This is a genomic window from Mycobacterium tilburgii (assembly GCF_902168065.1).
GTDB lineage: Bacteria > Actinomycetota > Actinomycetes > Mycobacteriales > Mycobacteriaceae > Mycobacterium > Mycobacterium tilburgii.
Map to the genome: position 1 here is coordinate 44,885 of NZ_LR655703.1, position 15,563 is coordinate 60,447.

Below are 15,563 nucleotides of genomic sequence, written 5' to 3' on the forward strand. Positions count from 1 at the left end.
GGCTATCCTTGAACATCGGCGGTCAGGAATGCGTCGTACATGGTGCGGTCCGCCATCAGGCCCTCGGTGTAGATCTCGAGAGCGGGCAGCACCATTTCTTGGGCATAGTCGCGCAAGACGGCACGCAGATCTGTTGGCGTTGGATGCATTTGGATGTAGAGTAGCAAGCTTCCACCGCCGGTGATGCCCAAGTATTTTGCCCGGGCGTGCGGATCGCGGCTGGGTTTGATCGTCCCGGCGCGCACGCCCTCTTCCAGATATTCGTAGGCGTTGTCGATCAACCTGCGCCACAACGTGTTCGCCAGCTCGCCACCGGTCTGCATGCTGCGCACCAGGTACGCCATCATCGGCGCGTATTCCTCGATCTCGGTCATCTGCGCGAACCAGGTGGCCGGGCCATTGGACCGCATCTCCTCGGCCTTGGTGCTGTAGAGCTCTTCGGCGATGTAGTCCTCGCACGCCTTGCGCAAGCCCTCTTTGGAGCTGAAGTGATGAATGACCAATGCCGCGCTGACACCGGCCGCCTCGGCGATGGTCCGCAGCCCGACGCCGAAGCCGTGCTGGCCGAACTGTTCGATGGCCGCGTCGCGAATCCGGGCGGCGGTCGTCAGGTCGATTAAACGCACGTTCAGTACATTAAATGATCGTTCAGTCTACGGTCAAGGGGGCGCGCAAAGGATTCGTAAAGAAATCATTCTGAGACTTCTGCGGGCGGATCGGGCCGGCCGGCTAATCGCGGACGGCGGCCAAGACGCCCTCACCGAGTGGCACCAGCGCCGGCGTCAACCGCTCGTCCTCGGCGATCAGGCGCGCCGCCTCGCGCACCGCAATGACGTCGGCATCGCGCGCCGCGGGATCACCGGCACGTCCTCCCAGCGCCGACCCGTGCACGACGATGACCCCACCGGACCGCAGCAACCGCACGCCCTCGACGACGTATTCGGGCTGGTCGACCGGGTCGGCGTCGATGAAGACCAGGTCGTAGGACTCGTCGGCGAGACGGGTGAGCACCTCTTGCGCGCGGCCGCTGATCAACCGGGTGCGGGACGGCCCGATGCCGGCTTCGGAGAAGGCCTGCTTGGCCAGCCGCAAATACTCCGGCTCGATGTCGATCGTGGTCAGCACGCCGTCGTCGCTCATGCCGGACAGCAACCAGAGGCCACTGACCCCCGCACCCGTCCCCACCTCGGCGACCGCCTTGCCGCCGGACAGCTTGGTCAGCATGCTCAGCAGCGCGCCGACCGCCGGCGTCACCGCCCGGGCGCCGATGTCGACCGCACGTTCGCGGGCACCGGTCAGGATTGCGTCCTCGGAGATCGAGCCCTCGGCATGCGCGGAGAGCGAATCGGATCGACTGGGGGCCGGCCGGCCGGGGGGATCTTCGTCGCTGCCGTCCATGCCCGCAGCGTATGCCATAGGGTTGGCTCACCCGACCCAGATGGTTTTCGACACGCCCGGCGCTCCGGCCGTGGCATAACTCACGTGGCGGTGAGTATCTCCTGCTTACGGCAGGTAACGAAAAGGTTTCTCAGCCAAACCTCAGATTGTTCCTATGCCGCGCATACGCCTGTACGCGACGGTGTCGGTATGGAACGCGGAGGACGTTGGGTGGGGAATACAGATGGGCGGCCACGTGTTGCCGCAAACAACGAAATGTCAGTGGTTGACAGCGCGACTTGTTCGGAGGATTCGATCAACACCACTCTGCTGAGCCCCAGCACCATGTCCCACGCCCAGGAGTTCGCTGACGACGAATGGGTGGAGCCCGCCGACGGTCTGCACGGCACCGCCGTGTTCGACGCGACCGGCGACAAGACGACGATGCCCTCCTGGGACGAGTTGGTGCGACAGCACGCCGACCGGGTGTACCGGCTGGCCTACCGGCTCTCGGGGAGCCAGCAGGACGCCGAGGATCTGACGCAGGAGACGTTCATCAGGGTCTTCCGCTCGGTCCAGAATTACCAGCCGGGGACCTTCGAAGGCTGGCTGCACCGCATCACCACGAACCTGTTCCTGGACATGGTGCGGCGCCGGGCCCGGATCCGGATGGAAGCGTTGCCGGAGGACTACGACCGGGTGCCGGCCGACGAGCCGAACCCCGAGCAGATCTACCACGACGCCCGGCTCGGGCCGGATCTGCAGGCCGCCCTGGACTCGCTGCCGCCGGAGTTTCGCGCCGCGGTGGTGCTCTGCGACATCGAAGGGCTGTCCTACGAGGAAATCGGCGCCACGCTGGGCGTCAAGCTGGGCACCGTGCGCAGCCGGATCCACCGGGGACGCCAGACACTGCGCGATTATCTGGCCGCGCATTCGGCGCCGGAGCACGCCAAGTCGCCGTGAGCCGGCTTCCGCCACCGCTCACGGCCCGATGATCGTTCGATTTCCCCGCATGCATGGAGGTGCGCAGCACCTTATCGCGCTACATTCGAGGGGTACGTGGCAGAAAGGAGCTGGTGATGGCCGACCGGGGACATGTTTTTCGCCGCGCGTTCTCCTGGCTCCCGGTTCAGTTCGCCTCGCAGAGCGACGCCCCGGTCGGTGCCCCGCGGCAATTCGGTTCGACCGAACACCTGTCCATCGAGGCGATTGCGGCGTTTGTCGACGGCGAACTGCGGATGAGCGCCCACCTGCGGGCCGCCCACCACCTCTCGCTGTGCCCGCAGTGCACCGCCGAGGTCGACGACCAGAGCCGGGCCCGGGCCGCGCTGCGCGGCGACTCCCACCCGATCCGCATCCCCACCTCCCTGCTGGGCATGCTGTCGCAGATCCCGCACTATCCGCGTGACGACACGCCATCACCTGCTGCCAAGCGTTTCTTCGACGGCGACGTGCGCGACCAGCGTAAGCGCCGGTAGCAGTCTCCGACCACCCCGGCTCGTGGTCGTAAACCGACCGATCAGCGATGTGGATACTAGGGTGGACACGAACAATGCCGTGCCTGTTGCTGGACCCAAAAACGCACCGTGCGCGCGGCCTGTTTCGAGCAGTCAAGCAGCGGATCCAAAAGGGGTAACGTGACCTCCGATCAAGATTCCGACCTGGGGCAAGACAGCGGCTGCAACGGAGGCCAACGGCTCGCGCCGCGCCCCGTCTCCCGGCCACCGGTCGACCCTGCCGCGCGTCAAGCGTTCGGTCGTCCCGCCGGGGTCCAGGGGTCTTTCGTGGCCGAGCGGGTGCGGCCGCAGAAATACCGAGAGCAAGCCGAGTTCATTCCCCACGACGAACGCCGCGACCCGGTGCTGGAAGAGGCGTTTAGCCGACCCGACGGCGGCACCGAGTCGCTGCAGCGCCATCCCGTGGACGCCGGGGCGCTGGCCGCCGAGCAGAACGGATTCGATCAGGACGAGTTTGACGACCCCTGGCGGGATCCCGGTGCCGCGGCGGCGCTGGGGACCCCGGCGGTGGAACCGGAAAAGTTGCAAACCGCCGGCGGATTCACCGGCAAGCTCGGCGTGCGCGACGTCCTCTTCGGCAGGAAAGTGTCCTACCTCGCGCTCGCGGTGTTGCTCGCCATCGCGCTGGCCATCGGCGCCGTCGGCGGGCTTATCGGTCGCAAGACGGCCGAAGTCGTCGAGGCGTTCACCACCTCGAAGGTCACGCTGTCGACACCGGGCAATTCCGAGCTGCCGGCGGGGCGGTTCGCCAAGGTGGCGGCCGCGACCGCCAACTCGGTGGTGACCATCGAGTCCAAGAGTGACCAGGAAGGCATGCAGGGGTCCGGCGTCGTCGTCGACGGCCGCGGCTACATCGTCACCAACAACCACGTGATCTCCGAGGCCGCCAACAACCCGAGCCAGTTCAAGACGACCGTGGTCTTCAACGACGGCAAGAAAGTGCCCGCCAACCTGGTCGGACGTGACCCCAAGACGGACCTGGCGGTGCTGAAGGTCGACAACGTCGACAACCTGAGCGTGGCGCAGCTCGGTGACTCCGACAAGGTTCGCGTCGGCGACGAGGTGATCGCTGCGGGTGCGCCGCTGGGGCTGCGCAGCACGGTGACGCACGGCATCATCAGCGCGCTGCACCGGCCGGTGCCGCTGTCCGGGGAGGGGTCGGACACCGACACCGTGATCGACGCTCTGCAGACCGACGCGTCGATCAACCACGGCAACTCCGGTGGACCGTTGATCGACATGAATTCTCAGGTGATCGGGATCGACACCGCTGGAAAGTCGTTGTCGGACAGCGCAAGTGGGCTCGGTTTCGCGATCCCCATCAACGAGGTCAAGACCGTGGCGCAGGCCCTGATCAAGGACGGCAAGATTGTGCACCCGACGCTGGGCGTGAGCACCCGGTCGGTGAGCAACTCGATCGCCGCCGGCGCCCAGGTGGCCAACGTCAAGGCGGGCAGTCCCGCGCAAAAGGGCGGCATTCTGGAAAACGACGTCATCGTCAAGGTTGGTAACCGTAAGGTCGCCGACGCCGACGAGTTCGTCGTCGGCGTCCGCCAACTGACCATCGGGCAGGACGCTCCGATCGAGGTGGTCCGCGATGGCCGCAACGTCACGCTGACCGTCAGACCCGACCCCGATAACGGCTAAATGTTCGGAAATCTGAGCTGGGAGCACATCCTCGTCCTCGTGGTGGTCGGGCTGGTGATCCTGGGGCCGGAGCGGCTTCCGGGTGCGATCCAGTGGACGTCGACATCGTTGCGGCAGGCCCGCGATTACCTCAGTGGGGTGACCAGCCAGCTGCGCGAGGACCTCGGCCCCGAGTTCGACGACCTGCGTGGCCCGTTTAGCGACCTGCAGACGCTGCGGGGGATGTCGCCGCGCGCCGCGCTGACCAAGCATCTGCTCGACGGCGACGACTCGTTCCTCACCGGCAATTTCGAACGCCCGGTCAACGGAACTGCGGCGCACCATCCGCAACAGCCGCAGCCGCCGGTGCAGCAACATGGGCCGGCGCCATTCGACACCGACGCGACGTAACGGTCGGTTCGGCCTGCCCCGCCGGTACGTCAGCGCCGGCTCGGGTCGAGCCCCAGCGAAACGCCCGCTAAACCGCGCTTGCGCGACGACAACTTGTCGGCCACGCTGCGTAATTCCTTGCCTACCGGCGAATCCGGCGCGCTGAGCACGATCGGGACACCCGAATCGCTGGCGGCCACCAGGGCGGGGTCCAGCGGGATCTGACCGAGTAGCGGCACGTCGGCGCCCACAGCGCGGGACAGTCGCTCGGCGACCTGCTCGCCCCCACCCTCGCCGAACACGTGCAGGGTCGACCCGTCCGGCAGGGTCAGGCCGGACATGTTCTCAACGACGCCGACGACGCGCTGCCGGGTTTGCAGCGCTATGCTGCCGGCCCGCTCGGCGACCTCGGCGGCGGCCAACTGCGGCGTGGTGACGACCAGGATCTCCGCGTTGGGGAGTAGCTGTGCCAGCGAGATGGCGATATCGCCGGTGCCCGGCGGCAGGTCGAGCAGCAGCACGTCCAGGTCGCCCCAATAGACGTCGGCCAGGAACTGCTGCAGCGCCCGGTGCAGCATCGGGCCGCGCCACACCACGGGCGTGTTGCCCTGGGTGAACTGCGCGATCGAGATCACCTTCACGTCGTGCGCGATCGGCGGCAGGATCATCGATTCGACCTGGGCGGGCCGATCGGTGGTGCCCATCATGCGAGGGACGGAGTGGCCGTGGATGTCGGCGTCGAGCGCGCCGACGGACAGACCGCGGGCGGCCATCGCGGCGGCCAGGTTGACCGTGACGCTGGACTTTCCGACCCCGCCTTTGCCGGACGCGACCGCGTAGACCCGGGTCAGCGAGTTGGGTCGAGCGAACGGGATGACCGGCTCAGTGGCATCCCCGCGCAGCTTTTTGCGCAGCTCGGTGCGCTGCTCGTCGTTCATCACGTCCAGACTGACCTTGACCGAGTCGGTGCCCGGTACGTCGGCGACCGCTTGGCTGACGCGGTCGCTGATCTCGTTCTTCTTCGGGCAGCTCGCGGTGGTCAGGTAGATCCCGACGTGCACGCCGCCATCGGCGTCGGTGTCGATGCTCTTGACCATCCCGAGTTCGGTGATCGGACGCCGCAATTCGGGATCGATCACTTTGCCCAGCGCGGCGCGGATAGTGGCGTTCAGGTCGGGTTGCGAAGCGGGGGAGTCATGTCGAGACATCACCGCCGAGTGTAGGCGGCGCGGCTGTTGACCGGCTGGCAGGCGTCAGGCGAACGGAGCGAATGGCTGCGGTCCTGCCCCGGCGGGGTGTTCTGCGAGGTTATGCAGATCACCGTGCATCCCGGCATGTGGTCGTGCGGCGGTCCGGTCAGATCGATCAGGGGCATCCGCGCCATCGGGTCGTCCTGCGGCAGCCCGATCATGTTGATCGGCAGGCCGGGGCCGAGTCCCTCAGGGTGTTCGTCGTGCGCGTTGCCCAGCGGCGGCGGTCCGGTGATCGGCGGCAGGTCGATCGGGACGACGCCGGTGGCGTAAGCCGCGGCCCAGCCCAGTACGTTCTGCGCGTGGGGCATGGAGTTGTTGTAGCGCAGGATCGCGGTCATGACCTGGGCCGGGTCGGGCAGGTTCAGTCCCCCGCTGCACAGGTAGCGGGCGGCCGTCAGAGTAGAGTCGAACAGGTTCTGCGGGTCGGTCAGGCCGTTGTCGTCACCGTCGGAGGCATACCGCGCCCAGGTGCCCGGGAGGAACTGCATCGGGCCCATGGCGCGGGCGTAGGTGACGGTTGCCGACGCTGCTCGAGATGATGACCTCGTTGCCGGGCAGCGTGCCGTCCAGGGCAGGGTCGAAGATCGGGGTCACCGCGGTGCCGCGGGCGTCGACGTTGCCGCCGCAGGCATGCCCGGATTCGATCCTGCCGATAGCGGCCAGCAGGTTCCAGCTGACCCCGCACGCCGGGTCCGACACGGACATCTTCTGCTCCGCGTTGCGGTATGCGGTCAGCGCCATCATCGGAATGCCCCAATGCGCCGGGCGCATTCACCGCCCTCGGGGGAGGTGGTGCGGACACGGCGCCGGCCGCGACGTGAAACGCCGTCGTCATCGCGGTCGACCGCGATGACGACTGGGTCGGATAGGTCCGGGATGTTCGGAGAGACCGCGGCGACCGGTGTGACGACCGCCTGCACCGACGGGATCGGGCTTTTTCCGTGCAAGGGCTCGGGGGTCGCGCTGACGGCTCCGGCAAAGACCAGCGGACTGATCACCGCCAGGCTGAACGCCTGCACCCAAGTTGTGCGAAGCACCCGCTTCCGTACCGCCGCGACGGCCGGGTGAGTACCCAACGTCCCCCTATGCGCACGCCACCGTCCTAAGTATTTAGACTGTCGGAAGCCCCATGTTGAGCCGCCGGAACCGCTGCTTAGCCTCGTGAACGAGATCACCATACATAACTCTTTTGACCAGGGTGGCGCAACGGTGGATTCGGTATTTAGGAGGATTCCCTAGTAGCCGACAGCGGTCCGAAAGGGCGGCCCAACGGCTGCCAGAAGGCGGCCCGAAAGTAGCCCGAGCAGGGATCCCGGACCGGGCCGTTACCGATGCGCTGGAGGCTCGTCGGCCGGAGTCGGCAGACCCCGTTCAGTCAGCAGTGCGCGCAGTTCGTCCAGCTCGTCGCGCAGGTATTCGCGCGTTACGACCTCACCGATGGCCAGCCGCAGGGCGGCGAGCTCGCGGGACAGGTACTCGGTGTCGGCCTTGGTCTGGGCGGCGCGACGGCGATCCTCTTCCAGCGCCACGCGGTCCCGGTTTTCCTGACGGTTCTGCGCCAGCAAAATCAGCGGCGCGGCGTAAGCGGCCTGGGTGGAGAAGGCCAGGTTCAGCAGGATGAACGGGTACGGGTCGAAGCGCCACCGGATCGCGATCAGGTTGACCGCGATCCACACGACCACGACGACGGTCTGCAGCAGCAGGTAGCGCCCGGTGCCGAAGAAACGGGCGATGGCCTCGGTGCTCTGGCCGAGGGTTTCGGGGTCCACGTGCAGCGAAATTCTGCGCGACGTCCGTGGGGTGTACAGCCGCCGGGGTGCCGATGGTCTGGTCACGAGGCCCCCTTGGCGCCGTTGACGCGTCCGACCGTGGTGTTGAGCTCGTGGGCGTCCGCGCGCCAGTCGTGCGGCAACAGGTGATCGAGCAGGTCGTCGACGGTCACCGCACCCAGCAGGTGCCTGGCCGCGTCGACGACGGGTCCACACACCAGGTTGTAGGCGGCGAAGTACCGGGTCACCGCGGCCAGGCTGGTCTCCGGGGTCAGGGTGAGCAGGTCGCTGTCGACGATGCCGCCGACCAGCTCGCTCGGCGGTTCGTGCAGCAGCCGCTGCAACGGTACGCAGCCCAGATACTGCCCGGTGGGGGTGGCGGTCGGTGCACGCGTCACGAACACCATCGACGACAGCGCCGGGGTGAGGTCGGGAATGCGAACCAGGGCCAGCGCCTCGGCCACCGTGGTATCCGGGGTCAGCACCACCGGATCGGAGGTCATCAACCCGCCCGCGGTGTCCGGAGAGTGCTTCAAAAGCCTTCGCACCGGGGCGGATTCGTCGGGATCCATTCGTTCCAGCAGCAGTTCGGCGTCCGTTGGGTTCAGCTCACCCAGCAGGTCGGCCGCGTCGTCGGGATCCATTTCCTCGAGCACGTCGGCGGCGCGTTCGGTGCCCAGCTGCGACAGTGCGTCGGCCTGCTCGGACTCGGGCAGCTCCTGCAGGATGTCGGCTAACCGCTCGTTGGTGAAGGCCTGGAACACCTCGGTACGCCGCTTGGCCGGCAGCACGCGGATGGCGTCGGCCACGTCGACCGCCCGGCGTCCCTCGAACTGGTTGAGCAGGTGGGCCACCGCCTGGCCCGGCATGGCCAGGGCCGACGGCGTCAATCCCTGCACGCTTTGCCAGTCGACGACATGCACCGGACCGCGCCGGCCCAGCCGGCGGTGGGTGCGCACCGCGATCCTGGTCACCAGCCAATCGCGGGTCCGGGACTGTTCGATGCCCAGATCGGTGATCACCACCTCGCGCCCGGCCAGCTCCGGGAATTCCGGGTCGTTGACCGTGACCTGGGTGTCGAGAATTTGGCCGATCGCCAACACCTCACCCGGGCGCTGCTCGAAGTGGCGCAACGACACGCTGCCCGTGTTAAGCGTCACCGCGTCGGGCTCGATCGCGGCCACCCGCAGAATCGGGATGAAGGTGCTGCGGCGGGTCGCCAAATCCACCACCAGTCCCAACACTCGCGGTTGCTGGCGGACGATGCTGATGCTGATCACGATATCGCGGATGCGGCCGAAGTTTTCGCCCATGGGCCCCAACACCAACATGCGCGTCAGGCGCGCGATGTACACCCTGTTGACCGATGCCATGTCTTATTGAGCCTAAGCAGCCGGGAGTCCGACGGCAGTGCACCGCCGTTGGCGAGCCGCACTAATGGGAGTGCACCGCGAAGATCATCACGATCAGTCCCACGATCAGGGTCGCGACGCCGATAACGATGCCCGCGACGGCCATGCCGTAGCCATCCTGGCGAGTTCGTTTGATCTGGTCGAGCGCGATCGTGCCTAGCACGATGCCGACGATTCCGCCGATGCCGCACAGCAGGCCGGTGAAGGACGCGATCAGCGACGCGATGGCCAGCCCGTTCGTTCCGGCCGCGACGCCCTCCGACGACCAGTAGTCGCCCGGATAGCCCGGGGCCGGGTAATACCCGCCGGGATATGACGAGGGACTGTAGCCCGGTGGCGGGCCACCGAATTGCGGTGGCGGTCCCGGCGTGCCGGGCGGCTGCTGGTAGCCGAGCGGCGGGGTGAACTGCGGATAGTTGGCCAGATAGCCGGGCGGCTCGCCGTCGGGGTGATCGGGCGGCGGACAGCCGGCCGCTGGCGGCGGGTCCCAGGGCGCCGTCCAGCCCGGCTGCTCGGGGTGTTGCCCGCCGGCCGCACGTGGGTCCGTGGCGTCGTCGCCGCTGCTACTGCCTGGACCCGTCATGGTGTTCAACCTAGCTTGCGGCGCGCCTCGATAGGGTGGGAGGGTCGGCGTGAAACTACGGCCATGTCGGAGGAGAATGATCGCTGATGACTAATTCCTTTCCAGCCGGGCCAGGTTCCCGGCGGGACGCCCAGCGGCGCCGCCGCGGGCAGGTGCGCCGTGCCGCAGTTGCCGACCCCCGCCCAAGGGCTGGCCGGTGGGCTCCAATCAGACCTACGCCGAGGCGCAGCGCGCGGTCGACTATCTTGTCCGACCAACAGTTTCTGGTGCAGCAGGTGACCATCGTCGGCGTCGATCTGATGCAGGTTGAACGGGTCACCGGCCGGTTGACGTGGCCCAAGGCGCTCGGCGGTGATGTGCTGAGAGGTGCGTGGCTGGGGTTGTTCATCGGGCTGGTGCTGGGCTTTTTCAGTCCCAGCCCGTAGGGTGCGCTGGCCACCGGTCTGGTCGCCGGGGTGTTCTTCGGCCTGATCACCTCGGCGGTTCCGTACGCAATGGCCCGTGGCACGAGGGATTTCAGTTCGACAATGTAGTTGGTGGCCGGCCGTTACGATTTGTTTGCGATCCGCAGAACGCGGAGAAGGCCCGGGATCTGCTTGCGCGCCTGGTGATCTGAAGGTCGATGATTTGGTGCTGAGTCGTCGCGGCGGCCCGCGGGCGGTAGGCGCGGTCTTGGTGATGATTCTCGCCACGGCATCGATACTGACCGCCTGTGGGTCCGGCGGCAGCGGTCTGGTGATCAGCTTTTACACCCCGGCCGCCGACAGCGCGACGTTCGCCGAAGTGGCCCGGCGCTGCAGCCAGGAAGCCGGCGGCCGGTTCACCATCGCACACGTCAGCCTGCCCAGAGCCCCAGGGGAGCAGCGGTTGCAGTACGCCCGGCGCCTCGCCGGTCACGATCACACCCTGGATGTGATGTCTTGACGTCATCTGGACTGCTGAGTTCGCTGAAGCGGGCTGGGTGCTGCCGCTGTCGGGCGACCCGGCCGGACGCGCCGAGGCGGACGCAATCGTCGGCACCCTGCCGGGACCGCTCGCCACGGCAGGCTGGAAGCACAAACTGTACGGCGCGCCGATCACCACCAACACCCAATTGCTTTGGTACCGAACGGATTTTATACCGGAACCGCCCCGTGACTGGGACGGCGTGCTCGTGACGGCCACTCGGCTGCACTCCGCCAGCGAGCCCAGCTGGATCGCGGTGCAGGCCAACCAGGGCGAGGGTCTGGTGGTGTGGTTCAAACGACGAGCAGTTTCGCTTCGCCTACCAGGCCAGCCAGCGGGTCTTCGGGTTCGCCCCTACCCGGGCGTGGCGCCGGGGCGTCCGGCGAAGGTGACGATCGGCGGACTGAACCTGGCGGTCGCGAGCACGACCCGCCACAAGGCGGAGGTATTCGAAGCCATCCGATGCCTGCGCAGCCTGCAGAATCAGAAGTACATCTCAATCCAGGGCGGCCTGCCCGCGGTGCGGGCCTCGCTTTACTCCGACCCCCAGTTCCGGGTCAAGTACCCGATGCACACCGTCATCCGTCGGCAGCTGACCGATGCCGCGGTGCGTCCCGCGACGCCGGCCTATCAAGCGGTCGCGATCCTGCTGGCCACCGCGTTGAGCCCGATCACCGCCATCGATCCCGAGCGCACCGCCGACGAACTCACCAGACAGGTGCAGCGGGCCATCGACGGCAAGGGGCTGCTGCCGTGACCGGGGTGCGTCGGATCACCATGTTCCCGGCCATCTCGCTGGTCACTCCGCTCTTCGAAATCGAGTGCTGGCTAGGGCTTTTCGACACCTGGCCCGGCTTGATCCTGCCGTACATCACCTTCGCGCTGCCGCTGGCGATGTACACCCTGTCGTCGTTCTTCCGAGAGATCCCCTGGGTTCTGGAGAAGGCGGCGAAAATGGACGGCGCGAAACCGGGGCAAGCGTTCCGCAAGGTGATCGTTCCGCTGGCGGTGCCCGGACTGGTGACCGCGGCGATCCTCGTCTTCATCTTCGCCTGGAACGATCTGCTGCTGGCGTTGTCGCTGACCGCCACCAGGGCGACGATCACCGCGCCGGTGGCGATCGCGAATTTCCCGGGCAGTTCGCAGTTCGAGGGGCCGACGGGGTCGATCGCGGCCGGCGCCATCGTGATCACGGTCCCGATCATCGTGTTTGTTCTAATCTTCCTACGAAGGATTGTCGCCGGGTTGACCTCAGGCGCCGTGAAGGGATAGCGCGATGGCTGAGATTGTGCTGGATCACGTCACCAAGAGTTACTCCGATGGGCACACCGCGGTGCGGGACCTGAGCCTCACCATCGCCGACGGCGAATTCCTGATCCTCGTCGGGCCATCCGGCTGCGGTAAGACCACCACGCTGAACATGATTGCCGGCCTTGAAGATATCTCGTCGGGCGAATTGCGGATCGGCGGCGAGCGGGTCAACGAGAAGGCTCCCAAGGACCGCGACATCGCGATGGTGTTCCAGTCCTACGCGCTGTACCCGCACATGACGGTCCGGCAGAACATCGCGTTCCCGTTGACGCTGGCGAAGATGAAGAAGAGCGACATCGCGCAGAAGGTTTCCGAGACGGCCAAAATCCTTGACCTGACCGCACTTCTGGACCGCAAACCCTCCCAGCTGTCCGGCGGACAACGGCAGCGCGCCGCGATGGGGCGCGCAATCGTGCGCCATCCCAAGGCGTTTCTGATGGACGAGCCGCTTTCCAACCTGGATGCCAAGCTGCGAGTGCAGATGCGCGGTGAGATCGCCCGGCTGCAGCGGCGGCTGGGCACCACCACCGTCTATGTCACCCACGAACAGACCGAGGCGATGACGCTGGGTGACCGGGTGGTGGTGATGCACGGCGGGGTGGCCCAGCAGGTCGGCACGCCCGACGAGCTGTATGAACGGCCGGCGAATCTGTTCGTCGCCGGCTTCATCGGTTCGCCGCCGATGAATTTCTTCCCCGCGACGCTGACGCCGAACGGACTGATGCTTCCTTTTGGGGAGGTGATGTTGAGCCCCGAAGTGCAACAGGTGATCGCCCAGCACCCCAGACCAGGCGCAGTCATCGTTGGGATGCGGCCCGAACACCTGCTGGACGCCGCGCTGATCGATGGATATCAGCGCATCACGTCGACGACGTTCGCGGTCACGGTCGATCTGATCGAATCGCTGGGGGCCGACAAGTACGTGTACTTCACCACAGCAAACTGGTATGTGCAGTCGGCGCGCCTCGACGAGGTGGCCGCCGAGTCCGAGGTCGCCGGAAACCAGTTCGTGGCACGGGTTCCCGCCGAATCCAAGGCGGCTGTCGGCCAGCCGATCGAATTGTCTTTCAACACCGCAAAACTCGCCGTGTTCGACGCCGAGACCGGTGTGAACCTGACCGTGCCCCGGGCGACCGGCGGACAGTGACAACGATCCTGGACCGGGTACGGGCACACTTGGGTGACCACTTCGACGCGGACGGCGGATGGGGTGCCCCCGATTCGGCCAGCGTGACGTTTCTGGGGACCGAGCCGATCGAGAGGTGCTGCGGTTCCGCAACGCCGGGCCCGGAGGACTGGTGCAGTACGTCTCGCTGGGGTGCTCGCGCCACCCCGATGGTCGACCTCACCGAGATCGTCGCCGATCCACACCGCGGGCCGCGCGCGGAAGTCACGCTGTGCATGCGAAATCCGGACGAGGTCACCGGGATCGCCCGCAGTCTGGCGATACTGGCGGCCGCCCGGCCGTCGATGGGTTGGTGCTGGGCCCGGACACTTTGATCGATCTCGGTTCACCGCTGTGGACACGGCCGTTGCGGTGGGTGCCATTCACCGCAGTTCTGTTGGGCCCCAGTGACATTCCGGAGTGTGCGCTGGAGCCGCCGCGCGAGCCGGTGATGTTTCTGGCCGCGATGCTGATCACGGGGGCCGAGACGGCGTGGGTGCGGCTGAAGGGCGCCGAGGCGATGCGCGAGGCCTGGCTGTCCGACGGCGTAGACGTGCTGGACCCGAATCGCAGTGCCGCTCAACCTAACTGATCGAAGGATAGAGCCAGTTGTTCCGGCGGAATTGAAAATACAACACCGGGCAGGTAACAGTCATCAGGGCCATCACGCCCGGGTAGCCCCACCTCCAGTCCAGTTCCGGCATGAAGTGAAAAGTTCATCCCGTAGATGTCGGCTTCCATCAGCCGGGTCACTTCGAGGTAGTGGTCCACGACGTAGTCGGCGATCGTGTGCATCACCGCGAACGGCCCCAGCCGCAACTGTTCACCGTCGGCTTCCATGCGTTTGCGCACGTCGGCGAGGCCGCTTTGGTCACCGTGTCGAACGGTGACCACGAAGTTTCTGCCGACGAAGATCATCACCTCGCCGCTTTGCACAATTTCGCGGACCAGGGCGACGGACTCGTGCGGCACGTACTTGATCGTCTTGAGCACCAGCGCCAGCGTGTCGTCGTAGCGTTCCAGCTTGGGGCGTTGGTGTGCGCACACGGCGTCCTCGACGGCCAGCGGATGCAGCCCGAAAACGTCGGCCACTTCCTTCATGTGAGCCTCGTCGGGCTCGTGCAAACCGACCCAGACGAACGCCTCGTGTCCCAGCGTCTCGATCTGCGCCATCTTGCTTTCCGCGTCCTGGTAGGTGAACGTGCCCGGCAGCCGCTGGCCCCCACATAGACCGCGCAGTCGACCAGGGCCTCATGGGGTGGGGGCGGCTCGGCCGCGGGAGGCCGGCCGGTCGCGCGGCGGCGGTGACCGATACGCGGCGGTGCCGCATTGGTCGAGGACCGGAGATTTTGGGTCGGTGCGAGTGCGCTAGTTTCGTGGGCGACCGTCAACGAATTGTCGAAGACCTCTCCATAAGGAGCACACCGACGTGAGCGCAAGTCCACTCAAAGTGGCCGTCACCGGCGCTGCCGGCCAGATCGGCTACAGCCTGTTGTTCTACCTGGCCAGCGGCTCGCTACTGGGGTCCGACCGCCCGATCGAGCTGCGGCTACTCGAGATCGAGCCGGCGCTCAAGGCGCTCGAGGGCGTCGTGATGGAACTCGACGACTGCGCCTTCCCGCTGCTGTCCGGTGTCGAGATCGGCGCGGACGCGAACAAGATCTTCGACGGGGTGAACCTGGCGCTGTTGGTCGGCGCGCGGCCGCGTGGTCCGGGCATGGAGCGCAGCGATCTGCTGGAGGCCAACGGCGCGATCTTCACCGCGCAGGGCAAGGCCCTCAACGCGGTCGCCGCCGACGACGTCCGCATCGGCGTGACCGGTAACCCGGCCAACACCAACGCGCTGATCGCGCTCAGCAACGCCCCCGACATCCCCAAGGAACGGTTTTCCGCGCTCACCCGCCTCGACCACAACCGGGCGATCTCGCAGTTGGCCAAGAAGACCGGCGCCAAGGTCACCGACATCAAGAAGGTGACCATCTGGGGCAACCACTCGGCCACTCAGTACCCCGACATCGTACACGCCGAGATCGGCGGCAAGAACGCGGCCGAGGTCGTGGGCGACCAGGCCTGGATCGAGAACGACTTCATCCCGACGGTCGCCAAGCGCGGCGCCGCCATCATCGACGCGCGCGGTGCGTCCTCGGCCGCCTCGGCGGGGTGGGCCAACGGCGGTGCCGGCCGCGGGTGGGCGGTGGGGGGGGGGGGCGGGGGG

Annotated in this window: 11 protein-coding genes and 7 pseudogenes; 10 read left to right on the forward strand and 8 right to left on the reverse strand. The window is 66.8% G+C overall.

Annotation, left to right across the window (positions count from 1 at the left end; all coding sequences use genetic code 11):
• Positions 1-2: 2 nt before the first annotated feature.
• Both FQ389_RS08215 and FQ389_RS08220 read right to left on the reverse strand, forming a co-directional pair.
• Positions 3-626, reverse strand: a complete 624-nt coding sequence (locus tag FQ389_RS08215) for a TetR/AcrR family transcriptional regulator (RefSeq protein ID WP_144206713.1) — start codon at positions 624-626, stop codon at positions 3-5.
• A gap of 103 nt (positions 627-729) precedes the next feature.
• The gene (locus tag FQ389_RS08220; RefSeq protein ID WP_144206715.1) at positions 730-1,398 is read right to left on the reverse strand and encodes an O-methyltransferase; all 669 of its coding nucleotides are present in this window, start codon (positions 1,396-1,398) and stop codon (positions 730-732) included.
• Positions 1,399-1,653: 255 nt separating this feature from the next.
• Here FQ389_RS08220 and sigE point away from each other — a divergent pair, with 255 nt between their 5' ends.
• The 4 genes from sigE (at position 1,654) to tatB (ending at position 4,931) form a co-directional block, all read left to right on the forward strand.
• Entirely contained in the window at positions 1,654-2,340 is a 687-nt protein-coding gene (gene sigE / locus FQ389_RS08225; protein ID WP_407662810.1) for an RNA polymerase sigma factor SigE, read from the forward strand.
• 116 nt (positions 2,341-2,456) lie between these two features.
• A complete protein-coding gene (gene rseA / locus FQ389_RS08230) occupies positions 2,457-2,855 on the forward strand; it encodes an anti-sigma E factor RseA (protein WP_144206719.1) in 399 nt (132 codons plus the stop codon).
• 159 nt (positions 2,856-3,014) lie between these two features.
• A complete protein-coding gene (gene htrA, locus FQ389_RS08235; protein WP_144206721.1) occupies positions 3,015-4,541 on the forward strand; it encodes a serine protease HtrA in 1,527 nt (508 codons plus the stop codon).
• Positions 4,542-4,931 (forward strand): Sec-independent protein translocase protein TatB, encoded by a 390-nt coding sequence (tatB, locus tag FQ389_RS08240; RefSeq protein WP_144206723.1) that lies wholly within the window; start codon positions 4,542-4,544, stop codon positions 4,929-4,931.
• Between the two features lie 29 nt (positions 4,932-4,960).
• Here the strand turns inward: tatB and FQ389_RS08245 are convergent, their stop codons facing one another.
• The 5 genes and pseudogenes from FQ389_RS08245 to FQ389_RS08265 form a co-directional block, all read right to left on the reverse strand.
• Entirely contained in the window at positions 4,961-6,118 is a 1,158-nt protein-coding gene (locus FQ389_RS08245; protein ID WP_144206725.1) for an Mrp/NBP35 family ATP-binding protein, read from the reverse strand.
• A 77-nt stretch (positions 6,119-6,195) separates the two neighbouring features.
• A pseudogene (locus tag FQ389_RS08250) lies at positions 6,196-7,256 on the reverse strand (lytic transglycosylase domain-containing protein); the annotation flags it as partial.
• A 232-nt stretch (positions 7,257-7,488) separates the two neighbouring features.
• Entirely contained in the window at positions 7,489-7,998 is a 510-nt protein-coding gene (locus tag FQ389_RS08255; protein WP_144206727.1) for a DUF1003 domain-containing protein, read from the reverse strand.
• Positions 7,997-9,305 (reverse strand): annotated as a pseudogene (locus FQ389_RS08260) (magnesium transporter MgtE N-terminal domain-containing protein); the annotation flags it as partial. The gene FQ389_RS08255 and the pseudogene FQ389_RS08260, both read right to left, overlap by 2 nt.
• Before the next feature lie 61 nt (positions 9,306-9,366).
• Entirely contained in the window at positions 9,367-9,936 is a 570-nt protein-coding gene (locus FQ389_RS08265; protein WP_260860595.1) for a DUF4190 domain-containing protein, read from the reverse strand.
• A gap of 84 nt (positions 9,937-10,020) precedes the next feature.
• Here FQ389_RS08265 and FQ389_RS08270 point away from each other — a divergent pair.
• The 5 genes and pseudogenes from FQ389_RS08270 to FQ389_RS08290 all read left to right on the forward strand — a co-directional run bounded on the left by FQ389_RS08270 (position 10,021) and on the right by FQ389_RS08290 (position 13,940).
• Positions 10,021-10,543: pseudogene (locus FQ389_RS08270) on the forward strand (general stress protein).
• A 62-nt stretch (positions 10,544-10,605) separates the two neighbouring features.
• Positions 10,606-11,629: pseudogene (locus FQ389_RS08275) on the forward strand (extracellular solute-binding protein).
• A 14-nt stretch (positions 11,630-11,643) separates the two neighbouring features.
• Positions 11,644-12,144: pseudogene (locus tag FQ389_RS08280) on the forward strand (carbohydrate ABC transporter permease); the annotation flags it as partial.
• A 4-nt stretch (positions 12,145-12,148) separates the two neighbouring features.
• On the forward strand, positions 12,149-13,330 hold the full coding sequence (locus FQ389_RS08285) for an ABC transporter ATP-binding protein (RefSeq protein ID WP_144206734.1): 1,182 nt from the start codon (positions 12,149-12,151) through the stop codon (positions 13,328-13,330).
• Positions 13,327-13,940: pseudogene (locus FQ389_RS08290) on the forward strand (suppressor of fused domain protein). The gene FQ389_RS08285 and the pseudogene FQ389_RS08290 overlap by 4 nt, the downstream one beginning before the upstream one ends.
• A 134-nt stretch (positions 13,941-14,074) precedes the next feature.
• Here FQ389_RS08290 and FQ389_RS08295 read toward each other — a convergent pair.
• Positions 14,075-14,661 (reverse strand): annotated as a pseudogene (locus tag FQ389_RS08295) (CorA family divalent cation transporter); the annotation flags it as partial.
• A gap of 116 nt (positions 14,662-14,777) precedes the next feature.
• On the opposite strand from FQ389_RS08295, the gene FQ389_RS08300 reads away from it, so the two are divergent.
• A partial coding sequence (locus FQ389_RS08300) for a malate dehydrogenase (RefSeq protein ID WP_144206736.1) occupies positions 14,778-15,563 on the forward strand: 786 nt, incomplete at its 3' end.